Annotated in this window: 15 protein-coding genes; 5 read left to right on the top strand and 10 right to left on the bottom strand. The window is 67.0% G+C overall.

The genetic code is table 11. From position 1 onward, the window contains the following. Position 1: 1 nt before the first annotated feature. The 5 genes from KF783_RS11865 to dapA form a co-directional block, all read right to left on the bottom strand. Complete coding sequence (locus KF783_RS11865) at positions 2-2,389, bottom strand: response regulator (RefSeq protein ID WP_294079596.1); 2,388 nt, start codon at positions 2,387-2,389, stop codon at positions 2-4. Between the two features lie 38 nt (positions 2,390-2,427). Then, a complete protein-coding gene (locus KF783_RS11860) occupies positions 2,428-4,500 on the bottom strand; it encodes a M13 family metallopeptidase (protein WP_294079594.1) in 2,073 nt (690 codons plus the stop codon). A 75-nt stretch (positions 4,501-4,575) separates the two neighbouring features. Next, the gene (locus KF783_RS11855; protein ID WP_294079767.1) at positions 4,576-5,118 is read right to left on the bottom strand and encodes a DUF2062 domain-containing protein; all 543 of its coding nucleotides are present in this window, start codon (positions 5,116-5,118) and stop codon (positions 4,576-4,578) included. A 4-nt stretch (positions 5,119-5,122) separates the two neighbouring features. Continuing rightward, the gene (gene smpB, locus KF783_RS11850) at positions 5,123-5,605 is read right to left on the bottom strand and encodes an SsrA-binding protein SmpB (RefSeq protein ID WP_294079592.1); all 483 of its coding nucleotides are present in this window, start codon (positions 5,603-5,605) and stop codon (positions 5,123-5,125) included. Between the two features lie 174 nt (positions 5,606-5,779). After that, positions 5,780-6,661, bottom strand: coding sequence for a 4-hydroxy-tetrahydrodipicolinate synthase (dapA, locus tag KF783_RS11845; protein WP_294079764.1), 882 nt, complete (start codon positions 6,659-6,661; stop codon positions 5,780-5,782). A 72-nt stretch (positions 6,662-6,733) separates the two neighbouring features. On the opposite strand from dapA, the gene KF783_RS11840 reads away from it, so the two are divergent. From KF783_RS11840 to greB, 3 genes are read left to right on the top strand one after another with little or no spacing between them, the layout of a single operon-like run. Then, positions 6,734-8,746: a lytic transglycosylase domain-containing protein gene (locus KF783_RS11840; protein ID WP_294079762.1), complete on the top strand. Its 2,013-nt coding sequence runs from the start codon at positions 6,734-6,736 to the stop codon at positions 8,744-8,746. A gap of 2 nt (positions 8,747-8,748) precedes the next feature. Next, positions 8,749-9,162, top strand: a complete 414-nt coding sequence (locus KF783_RS11835; protein WP_294079590.1) for a GNAT family acetyltransferase — start codon at positions 8,749-8,751, stop codon at positions 9,160-9,162. Continuing rightward, positions 9,159-9,644 carry a transcription elongation factor GreB gene (greB, locus tag KF783_RS11830; RefSeq protein ID WP_294079588.1) on the top strand — a complete coding sequence of 162 codons (486 nt, stop codon included), beginning with the start codon at positions 9,159-9,161 and terminating at the stop codon, positions 9,642-9,644. The genes KF783_RS11835 and greB overlap by 4 nt, the downstream gene beginning before the upstream one ends. A gap of 123 nt (positions 9,645-9,767) precedes the next feature. Here the strand turns inward: greB and aspS are convergent, their stop codons facing one another. Continuing rightward, on the bottom strand, positions 9,768-11,558 hold the full coding sequence (aspS, locus tag KF783_RS11825) for an aspartate--tRNA ligase (RefSeq protein ID WP_294079586.1): 1,791 nt from the start codon (positions 11,556-11,558) through the stop codon (positions 9,768-9,770). A 96-nt stretch (positions 11,559-11,654) separates the two neighbouring features. On the opposite strand from aspS, the gene rnd reads away from it, so the two are divergent. Together rnd and KF783_RS11815 are read left to right on the top strand one after the other, a co-directional pair. After that, positions 11,655-12,830 carry a ribonuclease D gene (gene rnd / locus KF783_RS11820; protein WP_294079760.1) on the top strand — a complete coding sequence of 392 codons (1,176 nt, stop codon included), beginning with the start codon at positions 11,655-11,657 and terminating at the stop codon, positions 12,828-12,830. 56 nt (positions 12,831-12,886) lie between these two features. After that, positions 12,887-13,165 carry an I78 family peptidase inhibitor gene (locus KF783_RS11815; RefSeq protein ID WP_294079584.1) on the top strand — a complete coding sequence of 93 codons (279 nt, stop codon included), beginning with the start codon at positions 12,887-12,889 and terminating at the stop codon, positions 13,163-13,165. 154 nt (positions 13,166-13,319) lie between these two features. On the opposite strand, the gene KF783_RS11810 is transcribed toward KF783_RS11815, so the two are convergent. The 4 genes from KF783_RS11810 to KF783_RS11795 are packed head-to-tail and all read right to left on the bottom strand — an operon-like array spanning position 13,320 to position 18,915. Continuing rightward, entirely contained in the window at positions 13,320-14,819 is a 1,500-nt protein-coding gene (locus KF783_RS11810) for a Ppx/GppA family phosphatase (RefSeq protein ID WP_294079758.1), read from the bottom strand. Between the two features lie 2 nt (positions 14,820-14,821). After that, complete coding sequence (locus KF783_RS11805) at positions 14,822-17,011, bottom strand: RNA degradosome polyphosphate kinase (RefSeq protein ID WP_294079582.1); 2,190 nt, start codon at positions 17,009-17,011, stop codon at positions 14,822-14,824. Positions 17,012-17,020: 9 nt separating this feature from the next. Beyond that, on the bottom strand, positions 17,021-17,644 hold the full coding sequence (locus KF783_RS11800; protein WP_294079560.1) for a chromosomal replication initiator DnaA: 624 nt from the start codon (positions 17,642-17,644) through the stop codon (positions 17,021-17,023). Beyond that, positions 17,641-18,915 (bottom strand): heavy-metal-associated domain-containing protein, encoded by a 1,275-nt coding sequence (locus KF783_RS11795; protein WP_294079558.1) that lies wholly within the window; start codon positions 18,913-18,915, stop codon positions 17,641-17,643. Before KF783_RS11795 ends, KF783_RS11800 begins: the two co-directional genes overlap by 4 nt. Positions 18,916-18,934 lie beyond the last annotated feature (19 nt).

Here is an 18,934-nt window from a genome sequence, read left to right as displayed (position 1 = left end):
CTTATTTCGCGGTCAGAACGGTCCGCGCCACCTCCGCCAGCTGCTGGACAGAGAACGGCTTGGGCAGGAATGCGACATTGTCGAGATCGATCGACTTGCGCAGCTGTTCCTCCGCATAGCCGGACATGAACACGATCTTGAGGTCGGGATATTTGCGGCGCGCGTGCCGCACCATGGTCGGCCCGTCCATGCTGGGCATCACCACGTCCGAAATCAGCAGGTCGGGCTTGTCGCAGGTTTCCAGCAACTCGAGCGCCGCCTCGCCATTCTCGGCCGTCAGCACCGTATAGCCCTGGCGCGCCAGCGCACGCTCCGCCACCGCGCGCACCATCGCCTCGTCCTCGACCAGCAGCACGGTGCCGCTGCCCCACAAATCCCCCTGTTCGGGCTTCGCGGTCGCCGTGGCCTTTGCCGGCACATCCGCGGCGGCATGGACCGGCAGGTAGATGGTAAAGACCGCCCCCTGCCCCTTGGGACTCTCGGCGAAGATATAGCCGCCCGACTGTTTGACGATGCCGTACACGGTGGAAAGGCCCAGCCCGGTCCCTTTCCCCACTTCCTTGGTGGTGAAGAACGGTTCCCAGATATGGGCCAGCACTTCGGCGGGAATGCCGGTGCCGGTATCGGCGACGCGCACCGCCGTATAGTCCCCGACCGGCAGCACATCGTCATCCATCGCGCGCACCTCGGTCGCGGGGACGCCGAACGTCTCGATCGTCAGCTTGCCGCCGCCGCTGGGGTTCTTGGCCAGCATCGCGTCGCGCGCATTGACCGCCAGGTTGACGACCACCTGCTCCAACTGGCCGGGATCGGCGCGCACCGGCCCCAGGTCACGGCCATGCACAACCTCCAGCTCGACCGTCTCGCCCAGCAGCCGCTTGAGCAGGTTCGACACTTCGGAAATCACGTCGGGCAGCTGCAATATCTGTGGCCGCAGCGTCTGTTGCCGCGAAAAGGCGAGCAGCTGGCGGGTCAGCGCCGCGGCGCGGTTGGAATTGAGCAGCACCTGCTGGATATCGTCATAATCGCTGTCGCCCGGCGCGTGGCGCATCAGCATCAGGTCGCAATGGCCGATGATCGCGGTCAGGATATTGTTGAAATCATGCGCCACGCCGCCGGCGAGCTGGCCCACCGCCTGCATCTTCGTCGCCTGCGCCACCTGGCGCTTTAGCCGCCCCTCCTCGCCCGCGTCGCGCAGGCTCAGCACCACCGCTGCCTCGCCCAGGCCGCGTGCCGCGGCGATCGATACCGCCACCGCCTCGTCGGGCGCTTCGGCGAAACGCACGGTCATGTCCACCGAATGCGCCGATCCGGTCGCGAACCGCCGGATCGCATCGGCCAGCGCCCCCTTGTCCTCGCGCACCACCAGGTCGCCGGGGTACAGCGGGGGATTGGCGGCATTGACATGCGCCGCGCGGACGAACGCATCGTTCATATGAACGAACCGCCCATCGCCACCGACCAGCGCGATTCCCGCCGGCAGCAGCGAGATCAGCGATCGGACATGCGCGCTTGCGCTGTCGCCGATCGCCGGATGCGCCATCGCCGGCTCCTCGTCGAGCAACGCCACCAGCATCGGCGCGTTGTCGCCGTCCGCGAACGGGATCTCGATCACCCGCAGCGGCGTGCCGGACAGCCCCTCGCGTTCGAACCGCACGATCCCCAGATTGTCGGTGATCAGGAACCGGGTGAAATCCCGTCCCTCGATCATCGCGCCCTCGTCGCCCATCGCGCGCAGCCGGGTGACGCGGTTCGCCGCACGCACCCGCCCGTCGGGTCCCAGCAGCGCGACCATCATGCCCGCCAGCCCCAGCCGGTCGCCATAGGGGCCGGCGACCAGTCCCTGTGCCTGACGGGTGAGGTCCACCGCCGCCGCGCCAACGAACCGCCACACCAACAGCGAATCGCCGATCCGCGTGACATGCGCGGTCAGCTTCGTTCCGGCGGCGTCGAACGCGCCGCTCGACGCGCTTCCATCGCGCCACGCGGCACGGCCGGCAGTGCCAAGCTGCGCCGCCGCGACCTCACCGACGATCAGGCCCGGTGGCGCCGGATAGCCGGGGAAGAACGTGCCGAACCGCTCATTGGCACAGACCAGCCGCCCGGCACGATCGGTCACCGCGATCGCATCGCCGCTCATTTCCGCAAGCGTGTGCGCGACCGACCAGTCGATCGTGCCGCCCTCGTCACCTGCGGCGGGGATCTGTCGCGCGACCAGATAGGCGATTCCCGCGATCGCGAGCGCCGCCGCCGCAAAACCGGCGGCGACAGCCATGGAATCGGTCACCCACAGGATCAGCGCCGCCGCCGCCAACGCCGCGCCGCCGGCGATGAACAAGGGGGGGCGGGTCTGATCCCGATCGTCAGTGGGGGCGGGAAGCGATGCCATGCATCCCTTTCCCGCCGCCCCGCCGGGCCGTCAAGCGGTCACCAGATGCGAACGCGCTTCTCGGGCGACAGGTACAGCTTCTGGTCGGGCGTCGGGTTGAACGCCGAATACCAGGGATCAAGGTTGCGGACGACCCATGCGCGCTGCTGCGACGGACTGTGCGGATCGGTCAGCAGCCGCTGGCGCAGGTTCGCCTCGCGATAATTGCGCCGCCAGATCTGCGCCCATCCCAGATAGAATCGCTGGTCGGCGGTATAGCCGTCGATCACCGGCGGCGTCGCGCCGTCCAGCGAATGCTGGTACGCATCATAGGCGATGGTCAGCCCGGCCAGGTCGCCGATATTCTCGCCCAGCGTGAACTCACCCTTCACATGCTCGCCGGGCAGCGGCTCATAGGCGTCATATTGCGCCACCAGCGCCTTCGTCGCCGCATCGAACGCCTTGACATCGGCGGGGGTCCACCAATCGGACAACTCGCCCTTTTCGTTATATTTCGAACCCTGATCGTCGAAATGGTGGCTGATCTCATGCCCGATCACCGCGCCGATGCCGCCATAATTGACCGCGGGGTCGGCCTTGGGATCGAAAAAGGGCGGTTGCAGGATCGCGGCGGGGAACACCACTTCCATCATGCCGAAATTGGCATAGGCGTTCACCGTCTGGGGCAGCATCCCCCATTCCCATTTGCGCACCGGCCCACCCAGCTTGTCGATCATATACTGGTAATCGAACTGGTTGGAGCGGATCGCGTTGCCGAACAGGTCGTCCGCCCGGATCTCCAGCCCCGCATAATCGCGCCAGCGATCGGGATAGCCGACCTTCACCGTGAAATTCGCGAGCTTCGCCTTGGCGCGCTTCTTCGTCTCCGGCTGCATCCAGTCCAGCCCGTCGATCCGGCGCCCCATCGCCGCCAGCACGTTTCCGACCAGCTTCTGCATCTCCGCCTTGTATTCGGGCGGGAAATAGCGCGCGGCATATTCCTTGCCGACCGCCTCGCCCAGCGTGCCTTCGGTGAACGAAACCCCGCGCTTCCACCGCTCCTCGCGCTGCGGCGTTCCCTGAAGGACGGTGCCGTAAAAGGCGAAGCGCGCGTCGGCCACCGCATCGGGCAGATAGTCGGACAGGCCGCCCATGCTGTTGGCGATCATCTGGTCCTTCAGCACCGCCAGCGGCGCCTTGTCCATGATCTGGGCGATCGCCTTGACCGCGCTCGGCTGGCTGACCAGCACCGCGTCGATCTTCGGGCTGATCGCCTTCAGCATCGCCGGCATGGGCAGCGTCGGGGTGGCGAACTGGGCAGTCTGCGCCAGCGTGTACTTGTTGTAGGTCTTGGTCGAATCCGATGAATCCTCGCGCGTCCACTGCACCTTGGCGATGCGCGTCTCCAGATCCATGATCGCCTTGGCGCGCGCCGGAGCGTTCGCTTCGCCTGCCAGCGTCAGCATCTTGGTGAGGTAGACCAGATACGCCGCACGGATCGACGCCATCTTGGGATTGTCGACCAGATACATGTCGCGGTCAGGCAGGCCGGTACCGCCCTGAAAGATCGTGAAGATGTAGTTCTGCGGCAGCTTGTCGTCCTGTCCGACATAGCCGCCCCACGGTCCGCGCACGCCATTCTTCGCGGCCTCGACCACCAACGCGCCATAGCCCGCCTTGCTGGTCAGCCCGCGCACCTTGCCCAGCCAGGGCTGGATCGGCGCCAGTCCCCGCGCCTCGACCGTCGCGGTGTCCAGATAGCTGGAATAGGCGCGGCCGATCTGGCTCGCCGGATCGCCCTTCACCTCATCCAGAATGTCGCGCACGCGCTTCTTCGACAGGTCCTCCAGCGCGGTGAACATGCCGAAATTCGACTTGTCGGCCGGGATCGGCGTGTTCTTCGCCCAGGTGCCGTTGGCAAAGGTGTAGAAATCGTTCCCCGGCGCGACCGACTTGTCCATGCCGGTTTCGTCGAACCCGAACGCGCCGATCGCCGGCGGGGGCGCCTTTTCCGCTTCAGCCGGCACCGCCACCGCTTCGGGCGGTGCGACCGCATCGCGCGCGGCCGTGCCGGCGCAGGCACCCAGGATCGACGTGCTGGCAAGAAGGGCGGAGGTCAGGAGGATACGCATCGGGCTACCTTGTATGGGACTCGGATGGGCGTGTCTTACGCCGATCACACGCCCATTCAAGTCGCCCGTGATACTTTATCTCGCGCGGGCAGCCATCCGCTTGCGCCACTTGTGCGCGATCCACAGCCGCCATCCGACCGCGCTCAACAGATAGCCGAGTGCCGCCGCGACAATCGTGATCGTCACCAGCCCGGTGATCGTCGCCGGCCCCGCCTCGGCCAGCAGCCAGCTCAGCCAGCTGTCGTTGGCGACATGGGTGGTGATCGGCGCGCCCGGCACCGCCGCGTCGAGTTGCAGCACCTTTCGCCCGACCCAATAGGCCGCGACCCACAATGGCGGCGTCGTGAACGGATTGGTGATGAACGTCGTCAGCGAGGCGACCGGTACGTTCGCGCGAAACGGCAATGCCAACGCGGCGGCGGCAATGATCTGCCCGACCGGGATCATGATGCCCGTGACCATCCCCAGCGCCACCCCGCGCGGCACCGAACGGCGGGTGAAGCGCCACAGCTCCGGCGCGAGCACGCGGTGCGATACGGGGCGCAGCCAGCGGCTCTGTTCCATGCTCTCGCGCGTCGGCATGTTGCGCCGCGCCCAGCCGTGAAACCGTCCCCACATGCCTTCAGCCTCGATCGCGGAGGAGCCTGGCTTTGTCACGTTTCCAATCCCGCTCCTTGATCGACTCGCGCTTGTCGTGAGTCTTCTTGCCCTTGGCCAGAGCCAGCTCCACCTTCGCGCGGCCACGCCCGTTGAAGTAGATGGACATCGGGATCAGCGTCATGCCCTCCCGCGCCACCGCGCCATGCAGCTTTTCTACCTGCCGTTGATGAAGGAGCAATTTACGCGGGCGGCGCGGTTCGTGGTTGAAGCGGTTGCCGTGCGAAAATTCCGGGATGTTGGCGTTGATCAGCCACGCCTCGCCGTCGCGCACCTCGGCATAGCTCTCGGCGATCGATCCTTCGCCGAAACGGAGCGATTTCACCTCGGTCCCGTGCAGCGCGATTCCCGCCTCGAAAAATTCGTCGAGGAAATAATCATATCGCGCGCGCCGGTTCTCGGCGACGATCTTCTTCTTGTCGAATTCGGCGGGTTTGGGACGCGGCATGGGACGCGCGATGTAGGCGGCGGCGCGGGGAAAGGGAAGCGGACGCCCTCAGATAATCCTGCGGCCAGATAATCCTGCGGCTCGCGCGCGCGCACCCGCGTCGCTCCCCGGCCGCCACGCGTTCCCGGTGCGAAAGCCAGGGTTAGCCATGAACGTGCGCGGGGTGTCGACGGTTTAGATCAGGCCCGCCACCGCCATCGCCGCATCGACCGCCGCCTTGCTCGCCGCAGCCGGTTCCACCATCGGCAGGCGCAGTTCCGTCGAAATTTCGGGGCGCAGCCGGTTCACCGCATATTTCACCGGCCCCGGCGACGCGTCGCTGAACAGCGCGGCGTGCAGCGCGAACAGCCGGTCGTGCAGCGCCAGCGCCAGGACCATGTCGCCCTCCGCGCACGCTGCCTGGAACTGGGCGCAGAGCCGGGGCGCGACGTTCGCGGTCACCGAAATGCACCCCACCCCGCCCATCGCGTTGAACGCCAGCGCCAGGTCGTCATTGCCCGACAGCTGCGCCAGTTCGCTCCGTAGCGCGGCGCGGTGCGTCGAGACGCGGGCAAGGTCGCCGGTCGCATCCTTGATCGCGACGAACCTGCCCGGAAACGCCTGGACGATGCGAATCACCGTCTCCGGCTGGATGTCGGTCACCGTCCGGCCCGGCACATTGTACAGCACGATCGGCAGCTCGCATTGGGCGGCGACCGCCTCGAAATGCCGGAAAATCCCCTCCTGGCTCGGGCGGTTGTAATAGGGCGGCACCATCAGCACCGCATCCGCCCCCGCCGCCTTCGCCGCCTGGACGTTGCCGATCGCGACCCGCGTGTCGTTCGATCCGGCGCCAGCGATCACCGGCACGCGACCGCGCACCTGGTCGGCGCACACCCGCACCACCTCGAAATGCTCGTCCTTGGTCAGCGTCGCCGCCTCGCCGGTGGTGCCGACCGGGACCAGCGCAGCCGATCCTTCCGCGATCTGCCACTCGACGAAATCGCGAAATGCGGCCTCGTCGAACGTGCCGTTACGGAACGGGGTGATCAGCGCGGGGATCGATCCGTGAAACATATGCGTCAAAATGCCCCAATCGTCTGAAAAATCGGGGTGGCGCATAGGCCGGGATTCCGTATCATGTCCAGCATGCTTGCCTCGTTGTTCAGAAGCGGGCTCCTGCTCGCCGGCGTATCGGGTGTCGCGGTTTCGTCCACCGTGGTCCAGGAGGGCTATGAGTGGTACCGCGCGAAATTCCTCGCGATCGCGGCACAGGTAGTCCCTGTCGCGCCCGCTTCGGCGAGCGCGCTCCAGTATAATATCGATCAGTGGAACCGGCTTCAGCAGTCGGACCGCTGGCCGTTCAGCGACTATGCCAACTTCCTCCTCGCCCACCCCGGCTGGCCGGGGGAGACGAGCCGCCGCGCCGCCGCAGAGACGATCCTGACCTCAGGCGCGGACTCCCCGTCGCTCGTGGTGCGCTTCTTTGAACGCTTCCCGCCGCTTACCGCCGCCGGACGCATCCGCTTTGCCGAGGCGCTCGCTCTTTCGGGCCGCCGGCCCGAAGCAGAGGAGCAGGCCCGCCGCGCCTGGCGGATGGGGGCGTTGCGCGCCAGCGACGAAGCCGCCCTGCTCGGCAACTTCGCCGCCGCGATCACCCCGGCCGATCACGACGCGCGCATGGATGCGCTGCTGTGGCAGGATCAGCGCAGCGCCGCCGCGCGCCAGCTCGGTTTCACCTCTCCACAGAACCGCGCGCTGTTCGACGCCCGCCTCGCGCTGGGCGGCAACGCCCCCGACGCCGCGCAAAAGGCGGCATCGGTCGAGGCACAGGGCGCCAGCGACCCCGGCTTCATCGCCGACCGCGCGATGTGGCTGCGCAACAACGGCGCCAGCGGCTCCGCCCGCTCGCTTCTCGCCCGCCCGCGCACGCTCGCCAGCCGGCCCGGCAATGTCGAGAAATGGTATGAGGTGCTGCTGACCAATGCCCGCGCGGCGGAGGCGGACGGCCAGTACAGCACCGCCTATGCCATCGCCAGCCAGGTGGACGACGCCTTTGCCCCCGGCACCGACGTGTCCGACATGGGGCTTGGCATCCGCGACGATTACACCAGCCTCGTCTGGCTCGCCGGCACCGTCGCGATGCAGAAGCTGCGCCGCCCGGACCAGGCGGTCGGCATGTTCGACCGCTATTCGCGCGGCAGCCGCACCCCGACCACCCAGTCAAAGGGCATTTACTGGGCCGGCCGCGCCGCCGAGGCCGCGGGTCAGGCCCCCGCCGCCCAGGGCTATTATCAGCGCGCCGCCGCCTTTTCGGACCTGTATTACGGCCAGCTCGCCACCGAACGGCTCTCCCTGCCGCTGCGTCCACCACCGGCGCTGGATACCGGCAAGGCCAGCGCCGCCGCGCGCACCGCCTTTTACAATCGCGAAGTCGTGCGCGTCGCCCAGATGCTCGGCACGCTCGGCCGGCGCGACGATCAGAGCCTGTTCCTGCGCCAGATCGCCGCCGACGCGACCAGCGAAGAGGATCACATCCTCGCCGCCGAACTCTCGCGCACGATCGGGCGCCCTGACCTGGGGGTGATGGTCGGGCGCAGCGCGCTGCTCAACGGCCTGTCCGACTATACGCTTGCGGGCTATCCGATGGTGCCGGTGCCGCCGGGTCAGGAAGGCTATTTCACGATCATCCATGCGATCGCGCGCCAGGAAAGCCAGTTCGATCGCGGCGCGGTCAGCCGTGCCGGCGCGCGTGGCCTGATGCAGCTGATGCCCGCGACCGCCCGGGAAACCGCCGGCAAGATGGGGCTGAGCTACGATCGCGCCGCGCTGACCGACGACCCCAGCTACAATATCCGCCTCGGCTCGACCTATTTTCAGCGGATGCTCGATTATTATGGCGGCAGCTACCCGCTCGCGGTCGCCGCCTACAATGCCGGCCCCGGCAATGTGAACAAGTGGATCCGCGCCAATGGCGATCCGCGCATGCCGGGCGTCGATATTCTCGACTGGGTCGAGGCGATCCCGATCTACGAGACCAAGAATTACGTCCAGCGCGTGCTGGAAAATGCGGTGGTGTACGATTTGCTCAACCCGGGCCGCTCCACCTCGCGCGGGCAGAACCGGATCAGCTGGTATCTGGGCAAGAACCGGCCCGGCTGAACGTGATCGAAATCCGGCCTTTCGGGGCGGCGCAGTTCGGCGAAGTCGATGCGCTGTGGCGCGCGGTCTTTCCCGAAGACCCGCCGCACAGCCGGCCCGACGTGGTGATCCCGGCCAAGCTGGCGGTCCAGCCCGACCTGTTTCTGGTCGCGGTGGAAAACGGCCATGTGCTCGGCACCATCCTGGCCGGCTATGACGGCCATCGCGGCTGGCTCTACAAGCTGGCGGTGCATCCAAAAGCGCGCGGCTGCGGCATCGGCAGCCGGCTGGTCCGCGCGGCGGAGGGCGCGCTCGCCGATCTCGGCTGCGTAAAGATCAACCTTCAGGTGCGTCTGTCCAATCAGGAGGTCGCCGCCTTCTGGCGCCGCATGGGCTATGACGTCGAACCCATCGTCAGCATGGGGAAGCGGCTGTGAACGATCGCCCGAACTATATCACCCCCGCCGGCTATTCGGCGCTCAAGGCGGAATATGACCGGCTGTTCGGTACCGAGCGCCCGGCACTGGTCGAAACCATCGCCTGGGCCGCCGGCAATGGCGACCGGTCCGAAAATGGCGACTATATCTATGGCCGCAAGCGGCTGCGTGAGATCGACCGGCGGCTCGGCTGGCTGGCGAAGCGGATGAAGGCGGCCAAGGTGGTCGATCCGGCCCGGCAGGAGGACCGCAGCCGGATCTGGTTCGGCGCGACGGTGACGATCGCCGATGAGGACGACAACCACCGCACGATGACGCTGGTCGGCGATGACGAGGCGGATGCCGGCGCCGGACGCGTCGGCTGGAACGCCCCGCTGTCCCGCGCCCTGCGCGGCGCCGCGATCGGCGACCTGCGCCGCGTCGCGCTGCCCGCCGGCGAGCGCGAATATGAAGTGATGGCGATCGATTATCCGCGCGCCTAGCGCGTCGTCCCGGACCTGTTCCCGGGTCCCCCGGGCGGCAGGCGCTGTGGACAGGCGCGCGCGGGACCGTGCGTTGGTACAGGCGGCCCCCGGAACATGTCCGGGGTCACGCGATGCGGAACCTTACTGCCCCACCCCCGGCGCGAGGCGGATGTTCAGCTCCTTCAGCTGCTTCTCGCTCACCATCGACGGCGCCTGCATCATCAGGTCCTCCGCCTTCTGGTTCATCGGGAAGACGATCACCTCACGGATGTTCGGCTGGTCGGCGAGCAGCATTACGATACGATCGACGCCCGGCGCCGATCCGCCGTGCGGCGGCGCGCCGAACTTGAACGCATTGATCATGCCCGCGAAATTCGTATCGACCTGTTCCTGGGAATAGCCGGCGATTTCGAACGCCTTGTACATGATTTCCGGCCGGTGGTTCCGGATCGCGCCCGAAGACAGCTCCACGCCATTGCAGACGATGTCATACTGCCAGGCAAGGATGTCGAGCGGGTCCTTGGTCTCCAGCGCCTCCAGCTCGCCCTGCGGCATGCTGAACGGGTTGTGGCTGAAATCGACCTTCTTCGCGTCCTCGTCATATTCGAACATCGGAAAATCGACGATCCAGCAGAATTCGAACCGCTTGTCGTCGATCAGGCCCAGCTGCTCGCCGACGCGGGTGCGCGCCAGCCCGGCCAGCTTCGCCGCCTGCGCTTCCTTGCCGGCCGCGAAGAAGATGCCGTCGTCCGGCCCGAGGCCCAGCGCGTCGGCCAGCGCAGACATCCTGTCCTCGCCATGGTTCTTGGCGATCGGGCCGCCCCATTCGCCGCCCTTGCGGGTCGCATAGCCAAGGCCCGCAAAGCCCTCGCCCTGCGCCCAGCTGTTCATGTCGTCGAAGAATTTGCGGCTCTTCTCCGCGGTCCCCGGCGCGGGGATCGCGCGGACCACGTCGCCCGCCTCGACGATCGAGGCGAACCGCCCGAATCCAGAGCCTTCGAAATGCTTGCTTACATCCGATATCAGGATCGGATTGCGCAGATCCGGCTTGTCATTGCCATATTTCAGCATCGATTCGCGATACGGGATGCGCTTGAACGGCAGCGGCGAGACGGTGCGCCCCTTGCCCTGCCAGTTCGCAAACTCCTCGAACACGCCATGCAGCACCGGCTCGATCGCGGCGAACACATCGTCCTGGGTGACATAGCTCATTTCGAAATCGAGCTGGTAGAATTCACCCGGACTGCGGTCGGCGCGCGCATCCTCGTCGCGGAAACACGGCGCGATCTGGAAATAACGGTCGAAGCCCGCGACCATCAGCAGCTGCTTGAACATCTGCGGCGCCTGGGGAAGGGCATAGAATTTTCCCGGATGCACCCGGCTCGGCACCAGATAGTCGCGCGCGCCTTCCGGCGAAGAGGCGGTCAGGATCGGCGTCTGGAACTCGGTAAAGCCCTGGTCGATCATCCGCTTGCGCAGGCTCGCGATCACATGGCTGCGCAGCAGGATGTTCGCGTGCAGCTGTTCGCGCCGCAGGTCGAGGAAGCGATAACGCAGGCGGATATCCTCGGGATATTCCTGTTCGCCCGCAACCGGCATCGGCAGCTCCTGCGCTGCCGACTGGACGGTCACGCCGCGCGCGAACACCTCGATCTCGCCGGTCGGCAGGTTGGGATTCACCGTTCCCTCGGCACGTGCCTTCACCACGCCGTCGATCGTGACGACTGATTCGAGCCGCAGCGATTCGAGCACCGGCAGCGCGGGCGAATCGGTGTCGGCGACGATCTGGGTAATGCCGTAATGATCGCGCAGATCGACGAACAGCACGCCGCCATGATCGCGCTTGCGATGGATCCAGCCCGACAGGCGGACGGTCTCGCCCACCTGTGCGGAGGACAGCTGGGCGCAGTTGTGGGTGCGATAGGCGTGCATGGCTGCTTTCGAGATATCAACAAAATGGTGAAGGTCGCGCGCTTCCCCTCCACACTGCCCTTTGTCAACCCGCGCGCGCTTGTCTATGGGCGCGCGATGCACATTCATGGCCTGATCGAAGACTCGGCAACCCTCGCCAATCTCTGCGCCCGCCTCGCCCAGCAACCGTTCGTGACGGTCGATACCGAGTTCATGCGCGAAAACACCTACTGGCCCGAACTCTGCCTGATCCAGATCGCCGACACCAACGAAGCGGCCGCGATCGATCCGATGGCCGACGGGCTCGACATGACGCCGTTGCTCGACCTGCTGGTGAACAACGAAGACGTGCTGAAGGTCTTTCACGCCGGTGGGCAGGATATCGAGATCGTCTACAACCTCACCGGCACGACGCCGCACCCGCTGTTCGACACGCAGGTCGCGGCGATGGCGCTCGGCCAGGGGGAACAGATCGGCTATTCGAATCTGGTCGAAACCTATCTCGGCATCACGGTGGACAAGGGCGCGCGCTTCACCGACTGGAGCCGCCGACCGCTCGACAAGCGGCAGATCGACTATGCGATCGCCGATGTGACGCACCTTTCCGCCATTTTCCCGAAGATGCTCGAACGCCTGCGCAAGACCGGTCGCGGCGCGTGGCTGGACGAAGAGATGGAGCGGATCGCCGATCCCGAAAACTATCGCAACGACCCCGAAAAGGCGTGGCAGCGGATCCGCGTATCAAGCCGCAAGGCCGAAGTGCTTGGCCGGCTGAAGGCGCTGGCCGCCTGGCGCGAGGGCGAGGCACAGGGCAAGAACCTGCCGCGCGGCCGCATCGTGAAGGACGAGACGATCGCCGACCTCGCCGCCAATCCCCCCCGCAAACAGGCTGACCTCACGCGTGTGCGCGGCCTGTCGGCGTCGTGGGGCGGCAACGATATCGGTGGCCGGCTGATGGCCGCGCTCGACGATGCGGGGCCGATGCCGCAGGACGAGATGCCGGCGCGCGACGACCGCAAGCTGCCGCTCGGCAAGGAGGGCGCACTGGTCGCCGACCTGTTGAAACTGCTGCTGAAGATCCGTGCGCGCGACATCAACGTCGCCGCCCGGCTGCTCGCCCGCTCCGACGATCTGGAGGCGCTAGCCTCGGGCCAGCGCGAAGGGCTGGCGATCCTCTCGGGCTGGCGGTTCGAACAATTCGGCCGCGACGCGCTCGCGCTGGTCGAGGGACAGCTGGGCTTCACCGTCCGCAACGGCAAGCTCAAGATGACCCGGACCGAAGAGCCGGGCTGATCTGCCGCGCGCGCGGTGATAGGATGCCCGCGCGTCCAACCCGTCGGAGGACCGTGATGATTCGTCCCCTCGCCCTTTCGCTCCCGCTGATCCTGGCCGCATGCGCGCCGATGCCCGGCCGGGAGGCGGGCGTGCTGTGCAATGCGGACCGCGTCCAGCCGATGGTCGGCCGTCCCTACACTGACGAAATGGGCGCCCGCGCAAAGGAACGCTCCGGCGCCCGCAGCCTGCGCGTGATTCGCCCCGGCCAGGCAGTGACGATGGACTTCCGCTCCGATCGCCTCAACCTCGACCTCGACAATGTCGATACGATCAAGGCCGCCCGCTGCGGCTAGACCCTGGCGCGAACCACCCGATAGCGCACGGGTTTGCGATTGGTGGACACATGGTGGATCCGATGTGCTTCGCGGACTGCGAATCACCCGATCCCGCTCCCTGTCGTCGTGATCCGGCCCGCGCCGCCGCCGGCGATATCCCGGCGGCGCGGCGCTACACCTCTACCGCCGCGCCCAGGCCCAGCGCACCGGCCAGGGCGCGGTGCCGCTTTTCGACCGCTTCGCCATAGAGCGCGGCATCATCCTCATCGAGCCGCAGCGTCAGTTCCTCGTCCGCGACGATCAGCGACGAGCGACGCAGCGGCCCGGCCACGCCGCCGCTCAGCCGCTGCCCCAGCCGCATCGCCAGTCCCCATAGCCGCGCCCGCTCCAGATCGTGGGATGGCGCCAGCTGGCCGACCGGCGCCGGCGATTCGAATCCTCCGCCGAGCGAGGTGAAGAGCGCCTGGGCGATCATCGCCCGACCCCTTGCCCCCACGCCGACCCAGTTGCCGTGCAGCGCGATCTCCAGCCCGCGCTCGGCCCGAAACTCCGGGTTCGCCCGCCACCCGACATCGGCCAGCAGGCAGGCGGCGTGGCGCAGCCGGGCATTCTCGTCGCCGTCATCGGCGAACAGCGGCGCGATCCACGCATCGAGCAGGTCGCCATGTTCGGGAAACCGGCCCGACCGCTCCGCCTCGTCGCGGGCGGCGACGATCAGCGGATCCTCCTGCCGCTGCTCGATCGTGAGGTCGCCGAACAACAGCCCCTCGCGCAGGCCGAACGCCGACGCCACGGTTTCCGTGCTGCCCAGATGCCCGATCACCACCGCCAGCAGCGCGGCGGCATCCTCCATGGTGGGAATGCGGCCCGAGGACAGATTCGGCACCGATCGCACCTGCGACTTGCCCAGTTGCGCGATCGTGCGCTTCAGCCGGGCAACGGTCGCCGCCGGCATGACATATTCATGGATCACCGGCAGCGGATAGCCGGTCAGGTGCATGTCGAGCCGCGCCAGCGCGCGCCACGATCCGCCGACAAGGTAAAAGGGCAGCCCCGCGCCCCTGCCCTCCCAGCCAGCCGCGTCGAGCAGGCCGGCGACGACCTTGTCCAGATACCCCTTCCCCTTTGCCCGGATCGCCGCGATCCGCAGCACGCCCAACGGAAAGGAAGCGCGATCGGTCACCGTCCCGGCCACCACGCGCACCAGTTCCAGCGATCCGCCGCCCAGATCGCCGACGATCCCGTCCGCCTCGGGAATGCCGGACAGCACGCCATATCCGGCTGCCAAAGCCTCCGCCTCGCCCGACAGCAATTCGACATCAAGGCCCAGCGTGCGCGCGATCGCCACCAGTTCCTCGCCGTTCGACGCATCGCGCACGGCGGCTGTCGCGACGGTGCGCAGCGCGTCCACCTCCATCTCGTGCGCCAGATTGGCGAACCGCGCCAGCGCCGTCGTCGCGACCGTCAGCGCCTCGGAATCGATCGCGCCGGTCTGGGTCAGCGACCGGCCGAGGCCGGCCATCACCTTTTCGTTGAACAGGATCGCCGGCAGCCGCGCGGCGCCGTCATAGACGACCAGCCGGATCGAGTTCGAACCGATGTCGATGATCGCGGTCCGCCGGCGCACCGGCGCCGCATCCAGACGGGGTCGGCGGAACAGGCGCGTCGCCATGCTCATCCCTTGCGTTCCGCGCGCCAGCGGCGCAGCGACAGCTTCTTCGGCACCGCACCGCTCGATTCCAGCGCCGCTCCGCGACCGGACAGCGACGGGTTGGTCATGAAGTAGCGATGCAGGTTGAACGGGTGCTGCCCGGGATCCTCGCGCGTGTACCGGCCATCGGCATCCAGCTCCCAGCTCTGTTCGGTATCAATCAGATTGGCCGCCATCACCTGATCGATCACCTGGTCGTGGACCGTGGGGTTCAGCACCGGCAACATGAACTCGACCCGCCGGTCGAAGTTGCGCGGCATCCAGTCCGCGGACGAGATGAACAGCTTCGCCCCGTCATTGGGCAGTTCGCGGCCATTGCCGAACGCCCAGATGCGGCTGTGTTCGAGGAAACGGCCGACCACCGATTTGACGCGGATATTCTCCGACATGCCGGCGACGCCCGGACGCAGGCAACAGATGCCACGGATGATCAGATCGATCTCCACCCCGGCATTGCTCGCCTCGTACAGCTTTTCGATCATCGCCGGATCGACCAGCGAATTCATCTTTGCCCAGATGCCGGCCGGCCGGTCGGCGCGCGCATTGGCGATCTCGGCGTCGATCAGCGCCATCAGGCGCTCGCGCAACCGGCGTGGAGACAGCGTCAGCAGCTCCAGATCCTGCGGCTCCACATAGCCGGTGACATAGTTGAAGATCTTCGCCGCATCGCGCCCGACCCTGGGGTCGGCGGTAAAGAAGCTGAGATCGGTATAGATGCGCGCGGTGATCGGGTGATAGTTTCCGGTGCCGAAATGGCAGTAGGTGCGGAACTCGTCCCCCTCGCGCCGCACCACCATCGATACCTTCGCATGGGTCTTCCAGTTGGTGAACCCATAGATCACCTGGACGCCGGCGCGTTCCAGCGCATTCGCCCACAGGATGTTCTGCTCCTCATCGAACCGCGCCTTCAGTTCGACGACGGCGGTGACCGACTTGCCGGCCTCCGCCGCCGCGATCAGCGCCTGGATCACCGCCGACTGCTTGCCCGCGCGGTAGAGCGTCTGCTTGATCGCCACCACGTCGGGGTCGCTCGCGGCCTGTTTCAGGAACGCGATCACCACCTCAAAGGACTCATAGGGGTGGTGGACGACGATATCCTTGGCCTTGATCGCCGCGAAGCAGTCGCCGTCATATTCGCGGATCCGTTCCGGAAAGCGCGCGGCGAAGGGCGGGAATTTCAGATCGGGGCGGTCCTCCTCGACGATCTGCGCCAGGTCGCCAATGCCCAGAAAGCCGCCCGTTTCCGTCAGCAGTGCCTCGCTGCCGCCCAGCTCTTCCTTCAGCACCGCCTCCAGCGCGGGATCGATCCCCTCCTCCATTTCCAGGCGGATGACGCGGCCGCGCCGGCGGCGTTTGATCGCGGTGCGGAAGTAGAGGACCAGATCCTCCGCCTCCTCCTCCACCTCGATATCGCTGTCGCGCAGCACCCGGAAGGTCGCGGAACCGAGCACGCGAAAACCCGGAAACATCTGCGGCGCGAACCGCTTCAACAGCGATTCGACCGGCATGTAGCAGGCGGTCTCACCGGGAATGCGCACGAAACGCGGGGTCGCGGCGGGCAGCAGAACCAGCTCGCGCACCGGCTCGCCATCGCTTTGGCGAACCAGATCGAAGATGACACTCAGGCCCTTGTTCGGGATGAACGGAAAGGGGTGCGCGGGATCCAGCGCCTGTGGGGTCAGGATCGGGAACACCTGATCGCGGAAATGCTGTTCGGTCCAGTCGGTTGCGGAGGCGGGGACCGTATCGGCGTCGATTACCTCAATCCCGCGCTCGCCCAGTTCGCGCCGAATGTCGCTCCACACCGCCTGCTGGCTATCGACCAGTTCGCCCGCGTGCGACACGATCGCCGCCAGCTGCTGCGCCGGGGTCAGGCCGTCCGCCGACTGCGCCTCCACCTGCTGCATCTGCTGCCCCTTCAGGCCGGCGACGCGGACCATGAAGAACTCGTCGAGGTTGGACCCTGAAATCGACAGGAAGCGCAATCGTTCGAGCAGCGGATGCGCGGTGTTGCACGCCTCCTCCATCACCCGGCGATTGAACGCGAGCCACGACAGCTCGCGGTTGAAATAGCGGGCTTCAGGCACCGCCGCGATCGACGGTTCCGCCAGGTCCTGGCCTTCGCCGGATTTGGGATGTGCGCGTGCGGCCATGGGTCCTCTTCAATGGTCCAGCGCCGGGTCCCTGAGCAGGCCGGCAGCGGTCAGCGTGGCACGCGCCGTCGCAATCGACACGCGTCGGTTCTTGTGGCGGCTGGCGTCTTCCTCCAGCGCCTCGGCGGTGCGCAGAATCGCCAGATAGCTTCGTTCGATCCGTCGCATCATCCATGCCACTGTATCCGGTTGCGCGACAAGTTCATGACGGTCGAGCAACTGCGCCAGGATTTGCGTCGCCAGCATGTCGTCCGGCTGGTCCAGCCGCGCGACCGGGCTGGCGCCCAGCCGGGATCGCAGATCGGGGAGTTTCACCTGCCACAGCGGCGGTGCCTCATCGGCGATCAGAAACAATGGCCGGTGGGTGAGCTGCGCCTCGTTCCAGGCGTGGAACAGCATTGCCTCGCTCTGTCGATCGGCTTCATCGATCATCGTCCCGCCACTGCGTGCCACCATCGTCCGCGCCAACAGGCTGCGCCCCGATTTGCGCGGGCCGGTGATGATCGCGGCCATGACCGGCCATGTCGCCCAGCGCTCGAGGATCTGGACCGCCCTCGCATTCGCCTCGCCGATCAGAAACCTGTCCTCGCGCGCGCCGGCGGGCCGGTCGAGCGGCAGCGGAAGCTGGCTCATCCCGCGCTGCTGTTCCCCGCTTCGGCGGGTTGCGCCGGTCCGGGCGACTGGGGCTGAACGCCGCCGCGCCGGATTCGCAGGACCCCCGGCCCTTCCTGTACCTGCCACCCCCGCGCTTCGAGCGCGGCGCGCAGCGAGGCGATGCTGCCGGAATAGGTCACCCGCATCACCGATACGCCACCCAGCGCCAGGCTGGTCGTGCTCGCGCCGCTGACGCCGGGGATCGCGCGCATCGCCGCCTCTCCGTTCGTAACCGCGCCGACGCTCGGCGTGTCGAATTGAACGATCAGGTTGGAGCCGGTGGCGACGACAGGCGCTTCGCCCGTATCGATGGGGGCCTCCTCGCCCGTTTCCACCTCTTCCACCGGCACGGCGGGCTTTGGCGGTTCGGTCACCAGCAACCGGTCCGGCTTCAGCACGCCACTGCGCAGCGCTTCCTGATACGCCTTGTCGATTCGCGCGATACCCGCATCGATCAGCGCGGCGAGCGCGGTGCCGTCGTTCACGCGCAGCACGAACTGCGCAATCCGGCGATTGTCGGGACCGTGCGCGGCGGTGAACACGCCGATGATCGGTCCGCCGGGATAGGTGCGGCGCAGCTCCACCGACGGCGTCAGGATGTCCGTCGCGCCATATTGGTCCAGGATCGCGCGCCACCAGCCGCGCTCGCGACGGCCGATCTGGCCGGCATTCATCAACAGCCGGTCGGGACCCGAGCCGCCGGGCCGGACATAGTCGATCGAGCTGTTGCCGGTACGGAACCGGGTCCACCCTTCCGCAAAGGCGTTGCTGCCTTCAAACACCCGCGCCGCGCCGCCCGAAATCTGCAACGGAAGCAACAGCATGGGGGGCGATCGCATGATCGTGCCGCCGACGCCCAGGATCGACGCGGCGCGCGATCGATCGAACAGGACGCCCAGCCGTGCGACATAGCGGTTCGGGCCGATCTCTTCCTTTTCGATGATGATGCCGGTGACCATCCCGTCGAGCGCCGAATCGGACATGGACGAGCCATGTCCCGCCAGCTGCCGCGCGAGCATGTCCCACCCCTTGCGCTGGGCCAGGCGCCATCCGGCAAGCCGTGCCGATTCGGCGTCCTTGCCACGCACGTCCACATCGACACCGCCGATTTCGAAGCTGCCCGAACTGTCGCCGGCCTCACGGCTGTCGTCAAACTTGCGCCCGCCCGACTGCGCGATCGCAAGGCCGACGGTCGCCACCAGCGCGATTGCGGCTGCGGCGGTGAGAGCGGAGGACGGGCGCGCGAACATTTCGCGGCCCTTTTGGCGA

This window comes from Sphingomonas sp., assembly GCF_019635455.1.
Lineage (GTDB): Bacteria > Pseudomonadota > Alphaproteobacteria > Sphingomonadales > Sphingomonadaceae > Sphingomonas.
Note: the sequence above shows the minus strand (reverse complement) of the source record. Positions and strands in the feature narration are given on the sequence as shown.